Genomic DNA, 24,226 nt, shown 5'->3' on the forward strand with positions numbered 1-24,226 from the left:
GGAGTCACTGGTTTTCAAGACCAGCTCCTTAAACCACTCGGACACCTCTCCATATTATTTAGCTTGTCAGTCTTTTTCGACTCGACACTAGAACATTTTATCAACTGTTCTAGTATTTGTCAAGAGTTATTTTTTACTTTTTTCAGTTCTTATTACTCTTGCTTGCCCCGTGGCATTTGCTGCGCCCCGACTGCTTAATTAATATAACATGACATTTGTCATACGTCAACATGTTTTTAAAACTTTTTTCGTTTTTTTCTTTTCTTTAGGTGCTTCCCCTTATATTGACGTATGACAACATCTTTATTAAAGCATTTTCTCAGCGATAATAAGGTCTTCTGGGGTTGTTATTTTAATATTGGTATACTCACCTTCTACAATATATACAGGTACACCAATCGCTTCTACAAGCATACTATCATCTGTTACACTTAATCCATGCTCTTTGGCATATTCATGTGCATGGATAATGAGTTCTTTCTCAAAAATCTGTGGTGTCTGAACAGACCATAAAGAACTTCTATCTGGTGTATCTTCCACCTTACCGTCTTTACTTACAAGCTTAATAGTGTCTTTTACAGGTACAGCAATAATACTTGCTCTGTGAGCATAAGCCATATCTAGCCCTGCCCTCACAACCTCTTTGGTAATCAGTGGTCTCGCTCCATCATGGATAACAAGGTAGTCTGACTTTTCATCAGCTGCCTGTATACCGTTATAGACAGAGTCTTGTCTTTCTTTTCCACCTGCTACAATATAACTTACTTTATTAAGCTTATAAGTATCTTTTAAAAGTTTTTCTACATAAGTTATATCTTCCTTACCTGTTACAACAACAATCTCTTGTATCTCTGGCATATTTTGAAAACATTCTACTGTATAGACAAGAATCTCTTTATCTTTAATTTTTAAATATTGCTTTTTAGTACTCGTTCCCATCCGTGAACCACTACCACCCGCAACAACAATAGCTGATATATATTTCATTCCTTAACTCCTTTTACCTACTTAATGATTTTAGCAAAAATCATGCGCCCTGCAGAAGTTTGAAGCACACTTGTAACAAGTACCGTCTTAGTTTCACCTACAGCTTTTTTGCCACCTTCTATAACAATCATTGTCCCATCATTTAAATAAGCAATACCTTGTTCCTGCTCTTTACCTTCCTTTACAATCGTAACAACCATTTCTTCATTAGGAAGTACTACAGGTTTCACAGCATTCCCCAAATCATTAATATTAAGTACAACTACTTTTTGTAACTGCGCTACTTTATTAAGATTAAAATCATTCGTTACCACTACACCCTGAATCTGATCTGCCAATTTTAAAAGCTTCACATCTACTTCTTTAATATTTTTATAATCTATCTCCATAACTTCTATAGGGGCATTCTTTAGGTTTTGAATCTCATTAAGAATATCTAATCCTCTTCGTCCTCTATTACGTTTTAGTTTATCTGAGGAATCTGCAATATGGCGTAGTTCATCTAGTACAAAAGTTGGAATAATAATCTTCCCCTCTAAAAAATGCGTTTTGATAATATCTAAAATACGTCCATCTATAATAACACTTGTATCAAGAATCTTAGGTGCGCTTACTAAAGTATTTGAATCTTTCTTTGTAAACCATCCCTTCATCTCTTCTTTCTTTATATGAACAATATATACCCCTATATAGCCTAACCCAAGATATAAGAAAATTCCCCATAGTACGTTGATGATTCCTGATTTTCCACTTAATAGAGGTGCTCCAAGCAGGTTTGCCATTCCTAAACCTATAGCGAGTCCAATAATATACATAAGTGTTTCTTGCATAGAATGTTTAATAAGTGCTCTCTCTACTTTTGGTGCTAATATTTTTGCTATAAGTGCACCAAATGTTATAAACATAAGACCAAAAACTACTGCAAACACAATAAGTTCTTTATATTCATAGAGAAACTTAAATAATCCTTCTAATGTACTTCCAAGGTCTGGCGGAATAATCTGCTTTTCTTCTAAGTCTATAACTGTAACAGCAGCAATACCTGCAATAATCCCCGAGGCTAAAAACCTTATAATCTTTTGCATTATGTTCCCCCTTAGTATGCTTTTTGCCCAATTGCCAAATTAGGTACAGCATTTAATGTCATGTCTGCTCTTGATCCCCTTAAATATTCATAATATGCAGCTGAACCAATCATGGCTGCATTATCTGTACATAAAATCTTACTTGGATGGTAAAGTGTGAATCCATGTTTTTTACATGCTTCACTCATTCCTTCGCATAAACCACTATTAGCTGCAACTCCACCTGCTAAAGCAATTTTAGTAATTCCTTCTGCTTTTGCAAGTGCCATTGTTTTCGTAACAAGTACTTCTACTACTGTATGCTGAAAACTTGCTGCAATGTCTGCTACATTAATAGGCTCATCTTTCATTTTGGCACTATTAACATAATTAAGTACTGCTGATTTAAGTCCACTAAAGCTGAAATCATATCCATCACTAATCATAGCTTTAGGGAATTTAATAGCCTCTTTATTACCTTCCTTACTTAGAGCATCAATCTTTGGTCCACCCGGATAAGCAAGACCTATGGCTCTTGCTACCTTATCATAAGCTTCTCCTGCTGCATCATCTCTTGTTTTACCCATAATTTCATATTCATTATAGTCTTTAACTTTAACCAGGTGTGTATGTCCACCTGATACTACAAGACATAAAAATGGAGGCTCAAGTTCAGGATGCTGAATATAGTTAGCTGCAATGTGTCCTTCTATATGATGGACACCAACTAAAGGAATATTCTTAGTAAATGCAAGTGCTTTTGCTGCTACAACACCTACTAATAATGCACCTACTAACCCTGGCCCATATGTTACACCAATAGCATCAATATCATCTAAAGTCATTTCTGCTTTCTCAAGTGCCTCATTAATAACATAGTTGATTTTCTCCACATGCATCCTTGACGCAATTTCAGGTACAACACCACCGTACTTAGTATGCAAGTCAATTTGTGTTGCTATAATATTTGAACGTACATCTCTACCATTTACAACAACAGCCGCTGCTGTCTCATCGCAAGATGTCTCAATAGCGAGTATTTTTGTTTCTTTCATCTTTACTCCTCCAACGCTTTCTTATCTTTCACTTTTAGCAAGTTCCTTATAGCTATGAACCTTCCATAGTCCATCTTGCTTAATTAATGTATATTGCCTTTTTTCTATTTCTTTAGTCATTTCATGTGTAACTTCTATAGACGCTTTCTCTAAGGTGGGAAATGTAAGAGCGTCTATTGTATTTCCTACTAGGTATACATCTGCTTCTTTATTAATCCTAATTTCTTCTATCAACTCTAACTAGCTACGATAAGTGTTACACCCTAATGCCTCTTCACCATAAAGCATCTCCAATGCCTTTAACGTCTGTTCTATAACTTCTGGCGTAACCCCCTGATCATATTGCATTACCATAATATCTTCAATAACTCTTACTCTTCAAAACCTATAGTCTTTGTCATGCGATCTTTACCTGCTATGGTATTTGCAAAGATTTCTTTTATATTCGTAATATCTATTTTAGAATTTGGCACTGCTGGGCTGAAGTGCGTAAGCCATAATTCTTTTACATTTCCAGCTTTTGCTACACGTGCGGCTTCACTCGCTAACATATGCTTATACTTTTTCACTTGTTCTAATTCGTCTTCAATATACATACCTTCACATATGAAAAGGTCTGCATCTTGTACAAAAGTTGTTAAAGCATCTATAGGTCTACAATCTGTGCAGTATGATACCTTAATTCCTTTTCTAGCTTCACCTAATACCATATCCGGTGTATAAACTTTACCATCTTCAGCAACTTCATTCCCTAACTGAAGCATTTTCCAGTATTTTTGTGGAACTTTATTCTCTTTTGCTTTATCTACTACAAACTTAGGTTGTCTCTTGCCTTCTATGGTATAAGCAAAACACGGTACTTTATGCGGAACAGGTAGTACGGAAATATGGAATTCGCCTACTACTAACTCTTGTTTTTCATAAGGAAGCTCAATAAGATTAAGATCAAAAGTGATATCACGACATACAACAGTTAATCCATCTACAATTTTCTTCAATCCCGGTGGTCCTATAATAGTTAAAGGTTCCTGCCTTCCTGCATTTCCTAAAGTTAAAAGTAAGCCTGGAAGTCCCGTAACATGATCTCCATGATAGTGAGTAAAACAAAGTACATCTAGTGTTTTGTATCCCCATCCTAAAAGTTTCATGGTAACTTGAGTACCTTCACCACAATCTATAAGTAGCTTTCTTCCATTATACCTTGCAAGCATTGCTGTCAAAAATCTTTCCGGCAATGGAAGCATGCCTCCTGTTCCTAATAAACAAATATCTAACATTCTATACATCCTTTCTGTACTTATAATAGTATTATATCCTTTTATGACAAGTGTTACAACTTTGTGCCTATATTTGAGCATTTTATAAAAAAAGACGTATGAAATAGTCTATCTCATACGTCTTTAAATTTATTCATCTTCACAATTAAAGATTTCAATTACTGGTGCCTCATCAACTGGTATGGCAAAATCCTTAATCCATTTATCATAACATGCTTCACATATGTTAAATGAATGCTTTGTAAGGTCCTTTGAGGAAAAGTAACTCCATGTCTTTTTTACATGTAAATAATCCTCATAGTTTCGCCCATCTATCTTTTTAATAGGCTGTCCACAACAATTGCACTTCACTTCACCTTGCACTTCCGGCACCCCCTACCGCTTCATACGGCTGTTATTTCAAGCATTATCTCTAATCTTATTATATACCCCTTCCCCCCATTAAGTATATAGGTAATATTTACAGCCTCTTTTATTTTTAATTTATTTATTTTGTTGTATAACTTCGGTTCAATCGGTTTAAACTATGCTTGAGATAATTGTTGATTCCTCCCCATTGAACATTATCTCAAAACCCCAACATTAATTGTATAAATATTAAAACCCTAAATATCTATTTCCAAAAGCGATAGTGTCCCTATCGCTTATTTTTTATTACTTTAAAAAGCAAGCAAAGCTTGTAAGTTTTCATAACAATCTGCCTTACCTGTTTCTTTATTTATAAAGCTACCGTAAAACTCACTTTTAGAATCTTTTACTTGAAATTTTAACATTTTTTCCATAGCTAATGTATACAGCTCAATATCTCCTTCCACCTTACCTATTTGTGCTACAACAGCATAAATAGAAATACGCTCTTCATGGCTTGTTACAATACCTGTATGCGTATTATATTGCTCATAAATACCACCTGATTTAAGCTGATTCTTAAGCCATTTAACTGTATCTTTTTTTAATCCATTATTCTCTGCTAGCTCTTTCACAATAAGTAAGCTCTCTAATGTATCTATTCTTTCTGTTTCTATATAAACTTTATTTATATAATCATAGCTACTGTAATAAAGAGGAAGTTCATTATGTATATAAGCATTTTTTAGTATTTTTTTACTTTGTTTATAAATATCTTTCTGAAGCATCTGATCCTCTGCCAATAAAGCAAGTCCTTTTAAATCTAACTCATAAAGCTCAATCTCTCCATGTTCTGCTTCACCTTCATGACGTAAATCAAATTTACCATTCTTTATATTATACGGCTGAATTTTCTCTGCTATTTTCTCTGCTAAATCACTATAATAAGGTTCTCCCCATGCCAAATAAGCCTTAGTAAGTAACTTATAAAATTTAAGATTATCTGCTAGAGAAGTCTTCTCTATCACTTCCATCGTACCTAAATCCAAATCTTTATGAGCCCCAAAACCTACTAATCCTTCTTCAGTTAATAGATTTTCCTGCATAAAACGTACAACCTTTTCAAAACCAATGCGATTATTATCGTTTAATAAATATTCCATATATAACAAATTAAGGCTTGCAAAAATACTTTCTTCATCTTGCACCCCCTGTTCTTCATTCGTAAAGCTATTTCTTACAAATCTATCACTAATCCATTCATATTGATCATAAAAATGGTCCTCTAATATATCTTCTTGTGTGAGTTGCATAGCTTCTTTTATACGGTATTCTTTTATTAAACTTATCCCTATTCCTAATAATAATATACCTATTATGATATGTACTATCTTTTTTCTCATATACTCACCGACTTATACAAACTATCTTCTTTAATATTAACATATTATTAGAATATTAATAAATAGAAATTCAATAAATTTGTATAAAAAAAGACCTCTTATCAGTAGGTCTTTTTGCATCAATCAGCTTAATCTCTTCTCAATAAGTTTTGCAAGCTCTTTAGCCGCCGCTTCCATAACTTTTTTATCTTTTCCTTCTATCATCACACGTACTAAAGGCTCTGTTCCAGATGGTCTAATTAAGATCCGTCCTTCATCTTTAAACTGAGCTTCCAGCTTATTAATTTCTTCTTGAATCTCTAAATCCTCTAAATAAGCATGTTTATTTTCATTTTTAACATGTGCATTGACTAAAACCTGTGGGTATACATCCATAATTTGTTTTAGTTCACCTAATTTCTTTCCTGTTTTCTTCATAACATAAAGTAGCTGAATAGCGGTAATAAGCCCATCACCCGTTGTATTATAATCCAAGAAAATAACATGACCTGACTGCTCACCACCTAAGTTATAACCATGCTTAACCATATTCTCTAATACATATCTATCTCCTACACGCGTATGCACAAGATGGATATCTTCTTTCTTACTCATAATACTCAAACCTATGTTGCTCATAACCGTAGCTACAATAGTATCTTTTTTGAGTCTGCCATCTCTTTTCATATCTGAACCAATAATACTCATAATTTGGTCCCCATCAATCAGCTGCCCAGCTTCATCTACTGCTAAGCATCTATCTGCATCACCATCAAAGGCAATCCCAACTTCCATACCTCTTCCTACTACCTGTCTACTTAAGTCTTCCATATGTGTAGAACCACATAGTTTATTAATATTAACACCATTTGGCTTATTATGAATAACCTCTACCTCAGCACCTAACTGTCTTAATGCAAGAGGTGCCACCTCAGATGCTGCCCCATTTGCACAGTCCACAAGTACTTTAATACCTTTTAGGTCTCCTGGAATGGTATCACATACAAAATTAATATAACTTTCTATTACACTATGATCGTTTTGCCATGTTCCTATTTCTTCACCTATAGGGAGCGGAATACTATCCGGCCTAGATACAATGAGATTTTCTATTTCATCTTCTAATTCATCTCTCAATTTGTATCCTTCCGCATTAAAAAACTTAATACCATTAAACTCTAAAGGATTATGAGAAGCAGAAATCATAACACCTGCATCCATTCCTAATTCCTTAGTAAGATAAGCTACTGCTGGTGTTGGAATAACACCTATACAAATAGCCTTAGCACCTACTGAACAAATGCCTGCAACTAATGCAGATTCTAACATGGTTCCTGATATTCTTGTATCTCTTGCTACTAAAATTTTAGGTTGCTTCTTTGTTTCCTTAGTAAGTACATATGCTCCAGCTTGCCCTAAATGGAAAGCTAATTGACCAGTTAACTCACTATTAGCGACACCACGTACGCCATCTGTCCCAAATAATTTTCCCATAAAATTCGTCTCGCTTTCTTTGATATATTATCAGTGTACGACATACATAAGAATTTAATGCAGGTCTTATTTCACAAAAGGCTACCATAAAATGGTAGCCTTTATATTTTATTCTTCAACTATAGGTTGGTCTTGTGTATCTACCATTGTATCTTCCTCACCTTCTACAGGCACTTCAGGTTCTACTGGCACCTCGTCAACTGGTGCATTGACGAGAATATTCATATATACAGGTACATTGACTACTTTAAATTCATCGGGTACTACAATTTGTAATGGTATACGGTATTCCCCTGCTATAATATCTTGCATTGAAGAAAAATCTGCCGTTACTTGTATTTGACTTGGTTTAAATGCAAGTAATTTTTCTGCTGTACTTGCCAATACAATACTTACAGTTTCATCTATTACTTCATAAGTATAACCTTCTGGTAATCCTATAACTTGTAGATTTAATTCACTTACTGGAACCTGATAGTTATAATCTGTTTCTTTCTGAATTTCTAAGGTTACAGTAGCTTTAGGCTCAATATTATCAATATATTCAATACCCTCTGGCAAAATGAAATCTGTCCTAAAATTATTACTTTGAATAACATTATCTAATGCAATTTTCTCAAGTTTGATAGATTGAATAGTATCCACAATAGCAGCCTTACCTACAATAGTAATCTCTTGTGGACTTACAAGTGTATTCGCTTTAATGTAACCTGGGGGTAATGTTCCTTTAAATTGAGGCTCTAATGGAACACGTTTCTTCTTACCAATTGGTAAAGTAACCTCTACATATTCAGGAACCTTCTTAACCCCTATTACTTCTTCTCCTTGCTCATCTAAAAGTATAATAGGTACTGTATAGCTTAGTACATCTTCTGAGAAATTATCTACATTGATATTAATTTGTGCAGTTTCTACTTTCTCTACACTACTCTTTGGTCCACTAATTTCTACTGTGGTAGGTTTTAAAATTGGGTCAAGTGCAGCATACTCACTATTACTTTCATTTTGAATAGTGTAATGAATATTTCTTGTAGCCTGCTCTTCTCTTTCAAAAACTACTCCTACTGTTTTAGGACGTATATCTTCTACTATAATCCCTTCAATATTGGTATGCGCTGTAATTTGAATAGGCTTTTCTATTGAAACTGCATCCTCCTCAGTCAATAAATTAGCGTATTGTGTAAGGTCTAGCCTAACATCGATCTGGACATTATCACTTTTTAACCTTTCCATTTCTAACCTCGGGCCTTTAAGTAAAATTCTTACTTGCATATTCCTTAGTTGCTCTTCATTTTCCAATACATAACCTTTAGCTTCTAATTCATTAATACCACGAATGGTAACATTATGCTTAATTTCTTGTGTGAGCTCAGGATTTTGATAGTTTATCACAAAGAACCATAGTAAGGTTGCTAACAAAAGAGAAATGATTTTCCATGCTACATTATTTGAAAAAAATCTATTCATTTTTTTGTTTTCCTTTCCATAGGACCATTTTAATATCATGTTTCTTACGTTTTTTATGTGTACTTAAAATACGTCTAAGTTCGTCTGCTCCTAGACCTCTTTTAATTTTACCATTCTTTACATAAGAAATATTGCCTGTCTCTTCAGATACAACAACTACTCTTGCATCTGTAACTTCTGATACACCAATAGCCGCACGGTGTCTTGTCCCTAAGTCCTTACTGATTTCTAAACTATCACTAAGTGGTAAGAAGCAAGTTGCTGCTGTAACTCTATTGTTACTGATAATAACTGCTCCATCATGAAGTGGTGTATTCTTCTCAAATATATTAATAAGCAATTGACTAGAAGCAACTGCATCAATAGGTATACCCGTTCTTTCTACATCTCCTAATTTTGTTTCTTGCTCAATAACAATTAATGCTCCTGTTTTTACCTTTGCCATCTGCATACAAGCCTTTACGATAGCATCTACGGTTTCTTCAGATAAACCTTGTCTATTGACTTCTTCTGTTGATAAGATAGATCCTAAAAAGTTTCCCCTACCAATCTGCTCTAAGGCTCTTCGAAGTTCTGGTTGGAATAGAACAAGGACTGCTATTGCTCCTAGTGTAATAGCATTTGAAATAATCCATAATACTGTATGCAGTTGAAAAACAAAGGCAACTACTGCAATGACAATAATAATCACAACACCTTTCAAAAGTGCCCATGTTCTTGTATCCTTAATCCACATTAACACTTTATAAAAGAAAAATGCCACGACTAATATATCAATAATATCCCTTATACCAATGCGAGGAATACTAAGATAGCCAATCTTGTCTAACGCTTCTCCTATAACATCCAAGTAGTGCAACCCCTTTTTACATATTTTGTTTTTATTATATCATGATTATATTCAAATTACAGCCGTTACTTGTATAAAAAAATTATAGCTACCTTTTTGCTAGGATAGAAGAAAAGAGACAACAAGTGTCTCTTTATTCTTCCATATTTATTTCTTCGTTTCTATTAGGTGGAATATATACCTTCTGTACTTTCGTTACACTTTTCCTTACCTGCATTTTCGGTATAACCTTCACCATATAATAATTATCCTCATCTTCAAACCGTATAGACTCACTTCTTGAATAATCTGCTGGTCTTGATACAAATTGAATACCCAGTGCAATCACTACACTTATTATAGTCATAAATACTAATAAAAATGTATTCATTGAAATATCTAGGAAAAGCTCCGCTAGTATAAAACCTAATATATTCATAACTCCACCAATAACTACTGCTAAATAAGGTGCATAGTCTATGACCTGTTTTCTAATAATGTATACAACACAAAATACTATTAGGCATATACTTAACATTGCTAGTAATTCTTTATTATAAAAAATCTGGGTTATATAAAGATTTAAATTCTCTTGAATCCATACAACTAGATCTTCAGTTTTTAATAAACTTTGGAGCATCATCTCTAAAGATGTAAAAGAAAAATGTCCTACTATCCCAATTAATATCGCAAGGATTGCGCCAAGTCCTCCAAACAACCCCGCTACAATAGGGAGCATACATAATAATCCAACCTTCATAGCTAACATGGTTAAAACAATGAGCAAGCTTTCCTTTGGATATAGCCTAATGAATAAAATATATAAACTGATAAAAATAACAAGTACTACTCCCCCTATAATCCAATTAAAGTGTAGTAAGTGAATGACACTAACTCCTAGTATCTCCAACATTATATATTGTGCAGGGAGCACGGTACTTACTAGTGCTAAAGCAGCTATTATGTACGATCTTGTAAGTGTGGGAGCATAGCCAATGGTCCTAGTAATGGCTACCATCACTAGAAGCATACTTAGAAACTTGGCCATTCCTATCCAAACCTTCTCATATATTTTATAGAACTGCAGCACTTTATCTCTTATAATCAATATTCTTTCATCTAGTTGCATACGCCATTCCCCCCCTTGCTTTTATCTACTTCATACTCTTCTAATTCTCTTAATGTTTTTCTGTAGTTACTTATACGTTTATTGGCCTGTGTGTAACGCTTTTTATAAACGCATGTTGATAAAATAGTATAAATCCATACTACTAATATTACTGTTCCTCCATAAGGTATAATATAATCCGAAAAAACTTCCTGTACTGTAGTGGGAAATGTTAAACCTAACCGGATACGCATAAAAATATGTCCTATACATCCTATACCTACTAAAAGCACTACTAAACACCGTGTTTTAAAATTATTCATATAGACGTAGTCTTCCGGATAGTAACTTGTAATCTTTTCATCGTTCTTTAAATATGTTTTCTCTTCTATTGCTAGCTTTGACATTAAAATAATTTTTTTCTCATCCATATACCCTCACCCCCTATTCTTCTTCTAAAGCATCACTATGGTACTTTCCTGCCCCATTCCATAGTAACCACTCTTTACCAAGTGCATCATAGGTTGCTAAAATCTGTGCTCTAACTTGTTCTGCCTCATATTGCTGATAAGTGCCAAGCCAAGATGCTGTGAAGTCCTGTAGCCAAGGCCTTACCTTAGCTCTTCTCTCACTTCTAGGTATATCTCTTATAACGGCATTTGAATACTGCATTACTTCTAGTATAAGTTCATATGGATACAGATCAGGATAAGTAATGCCAAAAGAACCTTCTCCATAATGGGATGGATAAATCATTGGACAAATATAGTCTAAATGCTTAGATAACTCAGCATAATCCTGTCCAACAATTTTTGCATCTACTTTACTTGTAATAATTGTTCCAAACACATCTGCTGATACTACTACACCATATGAATGTAGATGCTCATACATGTACTGAGTAAATTCTGTTATAATATCAATTTTTGACTTATTATCCGGAAAATCTAAGTTTTTCCCCTCCATAGATTCATGGAATCTAATATAATCAAATTGTATTTCCTTAAAGCCTAAATTAATAGCTTCTTTACTAATTTCCAAGAGATAATCCCAGTTATCCTTATCATAAGGATTAAGCCACCTCTCCCCCTTACTCGTAGCAAAAGGTGTACCATCTTGCCATCTTACAGCCTTTTCAGGATTAGATTTTGTCCTTACATTATCCTTAAAGCTTACAATACGCGCAATAGGATAGATCCCAGCCTTATAAAGCTTATTCATAACTTTTTCAATATCCGAGATAAGAGGTTTATCTTTGACAGCCCCCACTAAAGCAGGATTATCTGATTTAAAAGTGAGGTATCCATTATCATCTTTAATATCTATAACAATTGCATTAACTTCTGTCTCTTTTGCAAGTTCAATTAATGTATCTAACTGTGACATATAAGTGGCAGGTAAGTAAACTCCTTTAACACTAGTTGGCGTCATATGTACATCATATTGAACCGAATCTTGCTCTAAATAAACAGGTGTACTTTCTTCTAATACGGCTACTTTAGAACTGTTAAATAGTTTATTCATATCTTGAATTTCTATTTTATGTGTCCTAATAAGTACAGCAAAAACTAGGCCCAGTAATACAACAGCGCAAAGAATTCTTTTATTCATCATCTTCTGACGTTTATAATGATAATAACTTTGATAGGGTTTGACCTTATATTTTTTCACTAGTACAACGCTCCTTTACCTCATAATAAATTATAACATATTTTAATTTGAGTGACGATTAACTTTTTTTACACAATTTAAATGTTTATTTGTGAATTATTGCCAATTCTGTAGTTTTTATACGATACTAGCCTCTTATCTATCAAAAAAAGGCTATTGCTCAATCCTTTTAGATCTGAACAATAGCCCTTAACACTTATTAAATTTTCATTTCCATTCCATCGTATGCTACGGCAAAACCATGTGGTATAGCAACCTTTTCTAAATCTTCATGGCATAAACCACCATTATGTGAGAAATGCGTGATAATAAAAGTTGTCTCTTCGCACGCACTACCCATACTAAGTAAACGTTCTTTTGTTTGCACACATGTTTCAAGACCAAGATGCCCCGAACCTCCTGCATAACGTGCACCATGTGTGCAGTCTAAGCTTACTACATCTAATTTTACATTTTGAAGATATTCATATGTAGCTTCTGGAAAAATCCCTGTATCATTAGCATATAATAAAGTTCTTCTCTCTTCTTCAATAAGATAAATAAGCGACTTTTCATCTGGCTGATGCTGTGCAAGAAGTGGTGTCACTTTAAGTTTTCCTACCTCATAAGTTTTAAAAGGTACAACTTCTATATAATTCATAAAGTCTTGATGACCACCAAATTCAACTTTTACAGCAAAGTCAAAAAACTCTTTTACTTTTTCATTTCCATATACATTGATTTTAGAACCTTTATTCTCGCCCTGAAAATGTGAGTAGTTACCTTCACTCCTTGCCATCAAATCAAACGGATTAAAGTGATCTGAGTGAGAATGTGTCATAATAAAGTGTCTTATATTAGCTAGATTCAAGTTGTATCTAAGTTTCTGCATATAGATGTCTGGTCCAAAATCTATTAGTGTATCTTCATTAATCGTCATACTTGCACGTAAACGTATATTCTTTCCACCCTCTGCATTTGCTTTTTGACAAGCCTCACATTCACAAAATAATCCTGGGAAACCTTCGTAAGCTGCCGTTCCTAAGTATTTAATTTTCATTTTGTTCTCCTTTATTGCTTAAATTTCTGCCATAGCGGTCTTGCAAGTATTGCTGCCACAATACCTAATATACAAATACCTACTAGCACAATACTTGTTACATTCCATCCAAAACCTTCTACTAATGCACCAAGCCCATACCCACATAAAGCACTTCCTAAATAAGTTACACAGTTAGTAAGACCTGCAACAAAGGAAGTTTTATTATATTTAATAAAGTAAGTTGGTAAGATACTGACTAAAATAGTATTGATTCCTAACATACATGAAGTAACAACAGCAAAGAAAAATACGGATAAGTACATACTATTTCTACCTACAAGTACAAGTAGCAATAAACTCACTGTACTTACACCATAAAATAAAGCTGTTGTTTTAAGGTCATCTCCATTATTCTTGCTGTTAATATATTTAATAATATAAATCCCAGATAAATTAACAAGTGGTAAGAATGCTGTAAGAAATATGGAAAAATAACTGTTTGCTCCAAAAGTATCTGTTATATACTGCGGTACCCAAGTCATAATTCCATCTTTCAAGAATCCCATAATAAGAACCGCTATTAAAATAATCATTAAGCCTGATTTTACAGAAAGCTTCAAGAAAGATGCTTTCTCATTTATTTTCTCTATCTCTTTCTTCTCTTCTCGTATATCGGGTACTTCTTCTACCTCACCATTCTGATCAGCATAGATCTCTATCTCTCTAATGACTTTGTTCCAAGCTCCTGCGGCTCCCATTAAGAAAAGAGCTGTTACTATGAAAATAGTACGCCAGTTCCATACTATAAGTAAGCTTGAACACAGTACATAAGTAGCAAATGTTCCTAGCGCTACTGAAGTTTGTATATTAAAGCAGCTTTTATGTAAATAATCTTTTGACATATGCTTTGAAAAAAGTTTCACCATAGGTGGCCATATAAGCGATAAAGCAAAGCCATTTAATCCCCATATTATAATAAGCTGCCAATAACTATTAGATACAAACATAAGTGCATTACAAAGACTACACCCTATAAGTCCCATACCTACTAAAATTCTCGGTGAATAATAATCCCCTATTATACCACTTATAAGCTGACCAATACCATAGGTAATAAATAAAGCTGTTACTACAGCACCTAGCTGGATAGTTGTATAGCCTTCACTCTGTCCAATCTCTATCATAGAAGCTGCATAATTCAATCTTCCTATATAAGAAATGAAATAGGCAATCCAACTTATCCAAAAAAGTTTCCTGAGCATTTTTTGATTTGTAATTTGCAAGTTATTCACTCTCCTTCCCCCTTATTTTATAGCCTCATCTTAGAATTTAAAGAGCTGAACGCTGTATTGATTTTTTTTAATAAAACGCTTAAAATAGTGAAAAATAATTCATCTTTTATGAACGTAATAAGGGGATTGGGTCATTGAATACACGACAAGAACATATTTTGGAGATTTTAAAACAAAAAAAAGCTATAGCCATAGCAGACTTATCGAATCTACTTGCCTATAGTCATTCTACAATTAGGCGTGATTTAATTACACTTGAAGAAATGGGACTTGTACAACGAGAAAAAGGTTTTGTTAGGCTTCTTATGACGAATAGCAAAGAAAAACATTTTAAACTCCGCAATAAGGAGCATATACCACAAAAACTTACTATCTGTCATTTAGCCAAAGACTTTCTAACAGATGGCATGTCTCTTTTTCTAGATTCTAGTTCTACAGTGCTGCAGCTCTGTCCTATGTTAGCTCACTACAAAAATCTTACAATTGTTACAAATGGTATCGAAACAGCTTATGCACTTATGCAAAATACAACAGCCGAGCTCTTTATTACTGGTGGCTATAGCCGTGAAGGTTCAAGTGGTATCGTAGGTGAGTCTGCTCTAGAGTATATCAAACAATTTAATTTAGACTTATGTATCCTTTCTTGCAGCGGTTTAGATGAAAAAGGGTTCTATGAACCAAGTATGCAGCAGGCCTTAGTTAAAAAGCAGATGCTTGAAAATGCCAAGCTTTCTCTTATGCTCTGTGATAACAGCAAGATTTATACGAATTATAAATTTTATTTAAGTGCTTATCAGAATATTGATTATCTCATTACTGACAAAGTCCTTCCTCATTCACTTATGGAAATAGCCAGTAGAGCAAATTGCGAAGTTATTTATCCTCTTCCTTAGGGAAATAAAAAGAAGCATCTCAAACATTTCGTTTGTAGCTGCTTCTTTTTATAGTTTTAAACTAATTTTTTATGTGTAAATTTTCTTACTCCAGATGCATAATCTCCTACAATATGACCATGACCTAAAAGCTTGTATTTATAAATAAGAAGTCCTTCAATACCTACTGGGCCTCTTGCGTGGATTTTAGAAGTACTTACACCAACTTCTGCCCCAAATCCATATCTGAATCCATCACTAAAACGTGTAGAGACATTGCAGAATACATTTCCTGAATCTACAAGCATCATAAACTTTTGTACAGCTTCTTCATCTGTTGATACAATACAGTCTGTATGACCTGAACCATAAGTGTTGATATGACAGATCGCTTCTTCTAAGCTACTTACAATTTTAATAGATAAAATATAATCTAGGTATTCTGTTTGCCAATCTTCTTCTGTAGCTTCTTCACACTCAATGATAGCACGTGTTTTAGCGCATCCTTTAATAGTAGCACCTTTGCTTTCAAGAGATTCTCTAAGTCGTGGAAGGAAGTCATTTGCTACCTTTTCATGAACAAGTAAAGTTTCTAAAGCATTACATACAGATACATACTGTGTTTTAGAATCTGTTACTACCTTTACAGCTAAATCAAGATCTGCATGTTCATCTACATAAGTATGGCAAATACCATCAGCATGACCCATAACTGGAATATCAGAGTTTCTCATAATATATTGTACAAACTCATTTGAACCCCTTGGGATAAGTAGGTCAATTTCTTTATTCATTTTAAGGATTTCACTTACTTCTTCTCTTGTCTCCATAAGTGTAATCCATCCTTCTGGCATACCTGCTTCTTCTGAAGCCTTCTTAATAATTTCAAATAAAGCTTTATTTGTCTCTTTAGCTTCACTCCCCCCTTTTAAAAGTACAGCATTACCACTCTTTAAGCAAAGGCTTGAAATTTGCACAAGTGCATCTGGTCTTGATTCAAAAATAACACCAATTACGCCAATTGGACAAGATACACGTGTTAGAATAAGTCCTTCATCAAGCTCTGTTTGCATTTGTACCTTGCCTACAGGCTCTTCCATATGTACTAAACTTTCAATACCATCTAATACATCTTGTAACTTAGCTTTATCAAAACGCAACCTTTTAAGTACTGGCATCGACACATTTTGGGCCTCACTCATCTCAATGTCTACTTGGTTAGCTTTAAAGATTGCTTCTTGATGAGCCTCTAAAGCTTCTTTAATACTTTCTAATGCTTTTCTTTTAGCATCTGATTCTACTGCCTGTAATATAATAGAGGCTTCTCTTGCTTTTTTCGCTGCTTCATAAATATTCATAACTTAAACTCCTTACTTTATACCGATATTAATTTAATGCTATTTTATACATACCCCTTTAATAGATCAATTCTTTTCTATGACGTGTTAGCATCTTGTAACAATGTGTCCTTTAGGAGACTTCTCAATACGTACACGTACTGCCTTCCTTAAGTACTCCATACTACGTACTTGGTTAATATGTTTTAAGCTATCGGTTCTTGCTATTCTTTCTATCATTGGAATGATAGACTTTTTCTGATCTTGTGAGATACGGTTATCTTTACAGTAGCTATTGATATATTTAAGCGTGTGTAAAATTTGATCTACTGTAATCTTACTAGGATCTACAAGTGTATAAGTATATTCTTTTCTACGTTTTCCTTCTGGATAAGCCTCTTTAAAGAATTCCATAAAATAGTCTTCTTTTTTATCTGGGTCTACAGGCTGATATTTACCAATCCCTTTTTTAAGCTCATTTTTAAGAAATACAATAGTATTTGCCTTAACATTAGAACTCATAGCTTCTATGGCATCATAAATTTCTTTATAAATTTCTGCCATACGATCTGGATCTATGCCTTCTTTACCTAATTTCTGTGCTTCGGCAATATATTCTAAAATACTCTTCTTGGTATTAAGTACTCTCATTTCATTTTCCTCCGCTTAGCTTCATTTAGTCTTTGTCGTTTCTATTATATACATAATCTGAGGTTTTTAACATATTTTTTGCATTTTAGTGCACTCTAATAATAGTTTATTAATTGCTAAGGAGGACTAAGATGTCAACTGATTCAAAGAAACAACTGACTTTATTTTCACTAGTATTAATGATTTTTACATCCGTATATGGGTTTGCCAATATGCCAAGAGCATTCTTTCTTATGGGCTATGCTGCTATTCCTTGGTATCTTATTGGGGCACTTTTCTTCTTCCTGCCTTATGCTTTTATGATGGCTGAATATGGTGCAGCTTATAAGCAGGAAAAAGGTGGTATTTATTCTTGGATGGAACGTTCTGTTGGTCCTAAATACGCCTTCATTGGAACTTTTATGTGGTATGCTTCCTACCTTGTTTGGCAAGTTAATGTATCTTCTACTATCTGGGTACCTCTTTCTAATGCTATCTTTGGAGCAGATCTTACTCACAACCTTACTTATTTTGGTCTGAAACCTACTATGTGGTTAGGTATTCTTGCTGTGCTTTGGATTATCCTTGTTACCTTTATCTCTACACAAGGGCTTGATAAAATCAAGCAAGTTACTTCTGTAGGTGGACTTGCTGTTATGCTTTTAAATGTGGTTCTTCTATTAGGCGGCTTTATTGTACTTATTTTAAATGGTGGACAGTTTGCACAACCTATTCTTAATGGATTACATGATTTTGCTGTATCCCCTAATCCAGCTTATCAATCTGGTCTTTCTACTGTTTCTTTCCTTACTTATGCTATCTTTGCTTATGGTGGTATCGAAGCTGTAGGTGGTCTTGTAGACCAGACCAAGAATGCCGAAAAAACATTTCCTCTAGGTGTTACTATTTCAGCTATTGTTATCTCTATTGGATATGCCTTAGGTATTTTTATGATAGGTACTTTTATTAACTGGCAAGAAATTCTCTCTTTACCGGGTGTAAATACAGCCAATGTAACTTATATTGTAATGGAAAACTTGGGAGTCGTGCTTGCTGGTTCCTTAGGAGCTAACCCTCAAGCAGCTCTTACCATAGGTATGTGGGTCGCAAGACTAGTAGGTCTTTCTATGTTTCTTGCCTTAACAGGTGCCTTCTTCACTTTAATCTATTCACCACTAAAACAGCTTATTGAAGGTACACCTAAGGCACTTTGGCCTAAGAAATTCAGTGAACTTAAAAATAATATGCCAGTCTATGCTATGTATGTACAAGCAGTTATTGTTATTATCCTCATTTTAATTGTCGCCTTTGGTGGTGATAATGCCTCTGCTTTCTTTAATAAATTAGTGATAATGACTAATGTAGCTATGACTATTCCTTATATGTTTTTATCTGCTGCCTTCCCATTCTTTAAGAAAAAAGACAGCATTCAAAAACCTTTTGAAATTTATAAATCCTATACCTTAGCCCTCATTGCTTCTATTATTGTTACAGTAGTTATTGGATTTGCGAACTTATTTTCTATTATCGAACCAGGGCTCGCAAAAGGTAACTGGCTAGATACTCTTTTATCAGGTGGTGGTCCTTTACTTTTTGCACTCATTGCTTTTCTTCTGTATAAAAACTATGAATCTAAACAAACTAAGTAACTATTGTCTTTAAATAAACTTTGATATATGATAGGTTCAAAACATGTAGACATCAGAGGACCTATTATGAAATCAAAGAAAAAGAAAATAAGTCAGTTAAGTATAATTTTAGATGAACCTTTGCCAACTATGAGCCTTGGAAAACTTATAGGTACGGCCTCTTCTTATAAAGCTACTGAAGAAACCTCTTTAGAAACAATCTTAGATGAGCTAGAATCTTTAGAAGATGAGAATGCTATGAGTTCTTTTATTGATAAGTATGGGGCATCTACATTTGAGTCTTTAGATGAACTTTTAGCAGCCCACCTTTCTAACCCTTATGAATTACAGGTGAAAGCAGCTTCAAGTGATAAACTTTTCGAAGGCTTAGAAAGTATATTAGGTGAGTAGTCTTTAGCTACTCACCTTTTTATTTTTAAGTTTTTTATTATTTTATGACGCATTTTAACGACTTGTCCGTATATATATTATAAGGAGGCAAAACAAATCCTAGGCAGTTTTTCTTCCTTTATTATAAGTCACTTTGTATTAAGGTTAGCTCCCCCCTCTAATTTTTATGCAAGTTGACTTATACCACTTTGCATGAGTCGTAGTGGCAGCGCTTTTGCAAAGATAGCATTTCTTTACATAAGTGCATAAGGATTTGCTTCTATCTGATGTATCCTTTATACTAAGTATATTGCCACATAAAAAAAGCTAGCGCGAGGCCACCATATTAAGGGGGGAGTGACTTTGTGCTAGCTTTTTTCCTTTTTATTCTTCTAATGCTAATGCCATAAGAAGAGCATCTTCTGTGGGTTTAGTATAATAATTTTTGCGTTTTCCAATCTCTTTAAATCCATTTAAACTATAAAGTGATTTTGCTGGCTCATTACTTTCTCTGACTTCTAAAAGAAGTACTTCTAATTTTCTTGATTTACTATAATCAACAAGAGCTTCTATAAGTGCTTTCCCTATACCTCTTTTACGTGCCTTTGTATGCACAGCAACATTGGTAATCTGACCTTCTCCTACCACTTCCCACATTCCTACAAAGCCTAGTATATCCTTATCTTGTTCGGCTACTAGATAAGTAGTCATTGGATTGTTTAGTTCATCACTAAAAGATTGTTTAGACCAAGGATCATTAAATGATACACTTTCCACTTGATGAATACCTTCTAAGTCTTCTAGTGTAGCAATTCTAATTTGCACCTTTTTCTCTCTCCTCAAGTTCTCTTTCTGCTTGGCTCTTTCTAAGATACATTGGCACAAAGTCATCTGCATTTTCCATTTCACCACATTCATAAGCCTGACATGCAAGATGCGCAAGTACACTTGCTCTTTGCATATGAAGGAAGCTTGGAGCAAAATGAGCCTTATTTCCCATCTGCTCTGTAATCTTACTACGCATTACATCTACACCATCACCTAAGAAGATTACTTCTTCTCCAGCAACCTTTTCTAGAAGCTCATCAATAGAAATAGCTAAATGCTCTTCTACCCTTTGCAATGTATTCTCTTTCCATCTATAAAGACTTGTGTAAACTTGATTTCTTCTTGCATCCATAATTGGACAAATAAGCTTATCTGTAAAAGTCATATTGTTTGCCATAACATCTAAAGTTGGAATACCAATGATTGGTACACCAAGAGCAAGGGCCATAGCTTTAGCTGTAGCTACTCCAATACGAATACCTGTAAAAGAGCCTGGTCCACTTGTCACAGCTACTGCATCTACCTGTTCTAAATCTAACCCTATCATACTTCTTAAATGCTCAAGCATTGGCATAATTGTTTGAGAGTGTGTCAGCTTATGACAAATATAATATTCACCTACTAATTTATAATCGCTTATATAGGCAACACTGCCTGAAAGACCTGATGCATCTATTGCTAATATATTCATTGTCTCACCTATTTCATTGTAATTTTTCTATAATCAAAGCCTTGCTCTAAATCTTTTTCTATTGTAATCCATTTTGCCGCACTTGGAATAGCCTCTGGTACGTTATTCGCCCATTCTACAAGGCATACCCCTTCTCCAAAGAAGTAGTCTTCATAACCAATCATTTCTAATTCATCTGGATCTTCAATACGATACATATCAAAATGGTAAAGTGGCATATTGCCATCATATTCCTGTACTATTGTAAATGTAGGACTTGTAATATGTTCATCAATACCTAGCCCTTTTGCAAAACCTTTTGAGAAAACCGTTTTGCCTACACCTAAATCTCCAATAAGACAATAAATATCGCCTTTTTTTGCCTTACTTGCTATTTCATAACCTTTATTAAAAGTTTCTTGTTCTGATAAACTGATAAATTCCATAGGTGTTTCCTTTCTCTTAGTCATTCAGAATTATTGTAATACTGTTTGTTTCAAGTTTCAACTCTTTCCCTGTCCTTTGTCTTTAAAGTATGACAAAAGTCCTTTCACTTTATGCATAATTTTCCCTTAATCACGCATACTGAGAATATTGTCATAAAAGGAGTGAGCCCTAAATGTCTGATTTTGCTTCATCTGAAACTTGTCTTAATCTTATGCGTGCCTTTGCGGGTGAGTCACAAGCACGTACACGTTATTCCCTCTATGCTAAAGTAGCACATAAGGAAGGTCTTATAGAAATTCATAATGTATTTAATGAAACAGCACATAATGAACTGGCACATGCCAATATTTTCTTTAAACACTTAAGTAATAGGCTAGGTCAGGCTTCTATTCCTGTTAATGCAGAATATCCTACGGGTATTAAAGATACACTTTTTAATCTCAAAGATGCTGCATCAGGTGAGCATGATGAATATACTAATGTCTATCCTCATTTTGCTGATGTAGCAAAACGTGAAGGCTTTATTGATATTGCCAATAACTTCACCCTGATTGCTGAGATTGAAAAACTCCATGAAGAGCGTTTCAACCATTTTGCAAATGAACTTGCGAAAGAAACACTCTTTAAAAAATCTGAGAAAGTTTATTATAAATGTGAACACTGTGGCTATGTACATTTAGGAACTACTGCCCCTAAATTCTGTCCAAACTGCCTTCATGAACAAGGCTATTTCAAAGTCGTTACACAGCCTTGGCTATAAAAAAAAGACTAGTAGCGGCAACTCTACTAGTCTTTTTTATTTTACTACTCTATCTTTATTATGCTGCTTTTTTCTTAGGCATTAAGTATTTAAGTGCTGGCTGTATAGCTTTAAGAAAAGCTACACTAGCAATAGCTACAATTATTCCTTTTACAATATTAAATGGTGTAATAGATAATAAAATTAATGTGAATTTATCATTAACCGCTGGGATAATAGCATGCCCCATTTCAATAATAGTTTCCATTGGCATAAAGATTTTTGCATAAAGTGGAATAGTGATAAAGTAATTAACTACAGCTCCCATTAATGCTAAACCACCAATACCTGCTATAATTCCAATTGTTACAGTCTTCATATCTTTACCTTTTCTTATCATGAAAGTAAGTGGTAATATGTAACCAATTGAAATAAGTAAGTTAGCAAGTTCACCTACATATCCTGAACTTGATCCAAATAATAATGCTTTTAATACATTTTTAAGAATGACAACCACAATACCTGCAAGTGGATGCACTGTTAAAATAGCTATTAAAGCTGGCATTTCACTAAAGTCAATCTCTAAAAAGCTTGGGAAAATAGCTGGAAGTTTAATTCCCCATTGCATTAAAATCGCTGCAATAGCACTTAAAAAGGCTATTTTAATAAGATTTTGTGTAGATAATAATTTGTTTTCATTTTGCATAAAGCATCCTCCTAAACAATAAAAAAGCAACCCAATTATTCTTAGGGTTGCCGTTTTTTTGTATAATCATTGCATACTTTATCAAAATTTCAATAAATCTATGCTCATGCAACTCTTCTACCATCCAGACTTTACTGTCGGTTTTGGAATTTCACCAAATCAGTACATACTTAAAAAGCATGTAGTCGCGGACTATCACCGCCGGTCGGGAATTTCACCCTGCCCTGAAGAATTAAGTAACTTTTTTATTTAATTTTTATGCCCCCATTATAATCCAATTTGTATGGGATTGCAAGAGGGTTCCCTGTACCATTTTATTTTGTGTGCTCTTTTGCAATAAACCCTAATACCACCAATTCTTTCAAATGCTATAAAAGCATTGCTAAAAATTTCTTAAAGAATTTCATCATTCTCTCCCTTAATAGGAGTATTTACATTTTTAATTGACCTAAGCATATAAGGATGAAATTAAATTGAATGGAACTTTATTATTACTCTACATCGACCTTTGCCTTATCAAGATTCTTTTTTTATAGTTACGGATTCTAACAACACGCCCTCTTCAAAACCACCACGTTCTTGATATTTCTTCATTCTTATATGCATAAGCTCTTCTTCTGTATAACCATGGTACTTTGCAAGTCCTATAAGAACTTCAAGCATATCAGCAAGTTCCTCTAGGTTTCGATCTTCTAAGTACTCATTAAATTCCTCTATCATCTTTTCTTCTAATAAGTTTCTTAGTTCATGTCCTTCTACTTTTCTTGTAATACAATTTTTATGATCTGCTTCTATCATTTCTAGAATGCGGTCTCTTACAAGTTTATTATATATTTTCATTCTACTTTACCTCTTTTATCCTTTTATAATTATGTTGGCTATACACTGTTTATACGAATCTCTTCTATGAAAGTCAATAACCTAATCTAAACAAAAATGCTTATCCTCTTTTTAATTGACAGAATTTTTTATTACTGTTAGAAT

26 protein-coding genes and 1 riboswitch are annotated in these 24,226 nt (G+C 34.0%); of the genes, 4 read left to right on the plus strand and 22 right to left on the minus strand.

All coding sequences use genetic code 11. From position 1 onward, the window contains the following. Positions 1–306: 306 nt before the first annotated feature. From ispD to ACLTBU_RS02490, 15 genes are all read right to left on the minus strand, one after another. The gene (ispD, locus tag ACLTBU_RS02420) at positions 307–987 is read right to left on the minus strand and encodes a 2-C-methyl-D-erythritol 4-phosphate cytidylyltransferase (RefSeq protein ID WP_249333689.1); all 681 of its coding nucleotides are present in this window, start codon (positions 985–987) and stop codon (positions 307–309) included. Positions 988–1,004: 17 nt separating this feature from the next. After that, on the minus strand, positions 1,005–2,072 hold the full coding sequence (locus ACLTBU_RS02425; protein WP_177670942.1) for a PIN/TRAM domain-containing protein: 1,068 nt from the start codon (positions 2,070–2,072) through the stop codon (positions 1,005–1,007). A gap of 11 nt (positions 2,073–2,083) precedes the next feature. Next, on the minus strand, positions 2,084–3,106 hold the full coding sequence (tsaD, locus tag ACLTBU_RS02430) for a tRNA (adenosine(37)-N6)-threonylcarbamoyltransferase complex transferase subunit TsaD (RefSeq protein WP_177670941.1): 1,023 nt from the start codon (positions 3,104–3,106) through the stop codon (positions 2,084–2,086). 21 nt (positions 3,107–3,127) lie between these two features. Further along, positions 3,128–3,340, minus strand: a complete 213-nt coding sequence (locus ACLTBU_RS02435) for a hypothetical protein (RefSeq protein ID WP_249333691.1) — start codon at positions 3,338–3,340, stop codon at positions 3,128–3,130. Between the two features lie 137 nt (positions 3,341–3,477). Beyond that, positions 3,478–4,383, minus strand: a complete 906-nt coding sequence (locus tag ACLTBU_RS02440) for a ribonuclease Z (protein ID WP_177670939.1) — start codon at positions 4,381–4,383, stop codon at positions 3,478–3,480. Positions 4,384–4,512: 129 nt separating this feature from the next. Further along, positions 4,513–4,746, minus strand: coding sequence for a hypothetical protein (locus tag ACLTBU_RS02445; protein ID WP_249333693.1), 234 nt, complete (start codon positions 4,744–4,746; stop codon positions 4,513–4,515). A 296-nt stretch (positions 4,747–5,042) separates the two neighbouring features. Further along, a complete protein-coding gene (locus tag ACLTBU_RS02450) occupies positions 5,043–6,134 on the minus strand; it encodes a hypothetical protein (protein WP_249333695.1) in 1,092 nt (363 codons plus the stop codon). A 123-nt stretch (positions 6,135–6,257) separates the two neighbouring features. Further along, positions 6,258–7,607, minus strand: coding sequence for a phosphoglucosamine mutase (gene glmM, locus ACLTBU_RS02455; RefSeq protein WP_412217353.1), 1,350 nt, complete (start codon positions 7,605–7,607; stop codon positions 6,258–6,260). 108 nt (positions 7,608–7,715) lie between these two features. Next, a complete protein-coding gene (locus ACLTBU_RS02460; protein ID WP_249333697.1) occupies positions 7,716–9,074 on the minus strand; it encodes a YbbR-like domain-containing protein in 1,359 nt (452 codons plus the stop codon). Then, positions 9,067–9,924 carry a diadenylate cyclase CdaA gene (cdaA, locus tag ACLTBU_RS02465; RefSeq protein ID WP_249333698.1) on the minus strand — a complete coding sequence of 286 codons (858 nt, stop codon included), beginning with the start codon at positions 9,922–9,924 and terminating at the stop codon, positions 9,067–9,069. The genes ACLTBU_RS02460 and cdaA overlap by 8 nt, the downstream gene beginning before the upstream one ends. Positions 9,925–10,057: 133 nt before the next feature. Beyond that, positions 10,058–11,032 carry a hypothetical protein gene (locus ACLTBU_RS02470; protein ID WP_412217356.1) on the minus strand — a complete coding sequence of 325 codons (975 nt, stop codon included), beginning with the start codon at positions 11,030–11,032 and terminating at the stop codon, positions 10,058–10,060. Next, complete coding sequence (locus ACLTBU_RS02475) at positions 11,023–11,442, minus strand: hypothetical protein (RefSeq protein ID WP_412217358.1); 420 nt, start codon at positions 11,440–11,442, stop codon at positions 11,023–11,025. Before ACLTBU_RS02475 ends, ACLTBU_RS02470 begins: the two co-directional genes overlap by 10 nt. A gap of 13 nt (positions 11,443–11,455) precedes the next feature. Beyond that, positions 11,456–12,682, minus strand: coding sequence for a putative glycoside hydrolase (locus ACLTBU_RS02480; RefSeq protein WP_177670931.1), 1,227 nt, complete (start codon positions 12,680–12,682; stop codon positions 11,456–11,458). A gap of 199 nt (positions 12,683–12,881) precedes the next feature. Then, positions 12,882–13,721, minus strand: a complete 840-nt coding sequence (locus ACLTBU_RS02485; protein WP_412217360.1) for an MBL fold metallo-hydrolase — start codon at positions 13,719–13,721, stop codon at positions 12,882–12,884. Positions 13,722–13,732: 11 nt separating this feature from the next. Next, complete coding sequence (locus ACLTBU_RS02490; RefSeq protein ID WP_412217362.1) at positions 13,733–14,995, minus strand: MFS transporter; 1,263 nt, start codon at positions 14,993–14,995, stop codon at positions 13,733–13,735. Positions 14,996–15,129: 134 nt separating this feature from the next. Here ACLTBU_RS02490 and ACLTBU_RS02495 point away from each other — a divergent pair, with 134 nt between their 5' ends. Continuing rightward, the gene (locus ACLTBU_RS02495) at positions 15,130–15,888 is read left to right on the plus strand and encodes a DeoR/GlpR family DNA-binding transcription regulator (RefSeq protein WP_177670928.1); all 759 of its coding nucleotides are present in this window, start codon (positions 15,130–15,132) and stop codon (positions 15,886–15,888) included. Positions 15,889–15,944: 56 nt separating this feature from the next. On the opposite strand, the gene ACLTBU_RS02500 is transcribed toward ACLTBU_RS02495, so the two are convergent. Then, a complete protein-coding gene (locus ACLTBU_RS02500; protein WP_412217364.1) occupies positions 15,945–17,225 on the minus strand; it encodes a glutamate-5-semialdehyde dehydrogenase in 1,281 nt (426 codons plus the stop codon). Positions 17,226–17,312: 87 nt separating this feature from the next. After that, a complete protein-coding gene (locus ACLTBU_RS02505; protein ID WP_412217366.1) occupies positions 17,313–17,855 on the minus strand; it encodes a hypothetical protein in 543 nt (180 codons plus the stop codon). Between the two features lie 131 nt (positions 17,856–17,986). Between ACLTBU_RS02505 and yjeM the strand changes: the two genes are divergently transcribed. Continuing rightward, complete coding sequence (gene yjeM / locus ACLTBU_RS02510; protein ID WP_412217368.1) at positions 17,987–19,483, plus strand: glutamate/gamma-aminobutyrate family transporter YjeM; 1,497 nt, start codon at positions 17,987–17,989, stop codon at positions 19,481–19,483. 66 nt (positions 19,484–19,549) lie between these two features. Continuing rightward, complete coding sequence (locus ACLTBU_RS02515; protein ID WP_249333709.1) at positions 19,550–19,873, plus strand: hypothetical protein; 324 nt, start codon at positions 19,550–19,552, stop codon at positions 19,871–19,873. Positions 19,874–20,236: 363 nt separating this feature from the next. On the opposite strand, the gene rimI is transcribed toward ACLTBU_RS02515, so the two are convergent. Genes rimI through tsaE form a run of 3 tightly spaced genes read right to left on the minus strand, consistent with a single transcriptional unit; the run spans position 20,237 to position 21,796 of the window. Then, the gene (rimI, locus tag ACLTBU_RS02520; protein WP_249333711.1) at positions 20,237–20,677 is read right to left on the minus strand and encodes a ribosomal protein S18-alanine N-acetyltransferase; all 441 of its coding nucleotides are present in this window, start codon (positions 20,675–20,677) and stop codon (positions 20,237–20,239) included. Continuing rightward, the gene (gene tsaB, locus ACLTBU_RS02525; protein ID WP_412217369.1) at positions 20,667–21,371 is read right to left on the minus strand and encodes a tRNA (adenosine(37)-N6)-threonylcarbamoyltransferase complex dimerization subunit type 1 TsaB; all 705 of its coding nucleotides are present in this window, start codon (positions 21,369–21,371) and stop codon (positions 20,667–20,669) included. Before tsaB ends, rimI begins: the two co-directional genes overlap by 11 nt. Before the next feature lie 8 nt (positions 21,372–21,379). Continuing rightward, positions 21,380–21,796, minus strand: a complete 417-nt coding sequence (tsaE, locus tag ACLTBU_RS02530; RefSeq protein ID WP_249333713.1) for a tRNA (adenosine(37)-N6)-threonylcarbamoyltransferase complex ATPase subunit type 1 TsaE — start codon at positions 21,794–21,796, stop codon at positions 21,380–21,382. Positions 21,797–21,969: 173 nt separating this feature from the next. On the opposite strand from tsaE, the gene rbr reads away from it, so the two are divergent. Further along, on the plus strand, positions 21,970–22,557 hold the full coding sequence (gene rbr, locus ACLTBU_RS02535; RefSeq protein WP_177670920.1) for a rubrerythrin: 588 nt from the start codon (positions 21,970–21,972) through the stop codon (positions 22,555–22,557). A gap of 58 nt (positions 22,558–22,615) precedes the next feature. On the opposite strand, the gene ACLTBU_RS02540 is transcribed toward rbr, so the two are convergent. Then, entirely contained in the window at positions 22,616–23,242 is a 627-nt protein-coding gene (locus tag ACLTBU_RS02540) for an ECF transporter S component (protein WP_177670919.1), read from the minus strand. Positions 23,243–23,350: 108 nt separating this feature from the next. Then, a riboswitch (FMN riboswitch) is annotated at positions 23,351–23,478 on the minus strand. Positions 23,479–23,758: 280 nt separating this feature from the next. Then, the gene (locus ACLTBU_RS02545; protein ID WP_412217370.1) at positions 23,759–24,082 is read right to left on the minus strand and encodes a phosphoribosyl-ATP pyrophosphohydrolase; all 324 of its coding nucleotides are present in this window, start codon (positions 24,080–24,082) and stop codon (positions 23,759–23,761) included. Positions 24,083–24,226: the final 144 nt, after the last annotated feature.

It is taken from the genome of Zhenhengia sp., assembly GCF_046966505.1.
GTDB lineage: Bacteria > Bacillota > Clostridia > Lachnospirales > Cellulosilyticaceae > Zhenhengia > Zhenhengia yiwuensis.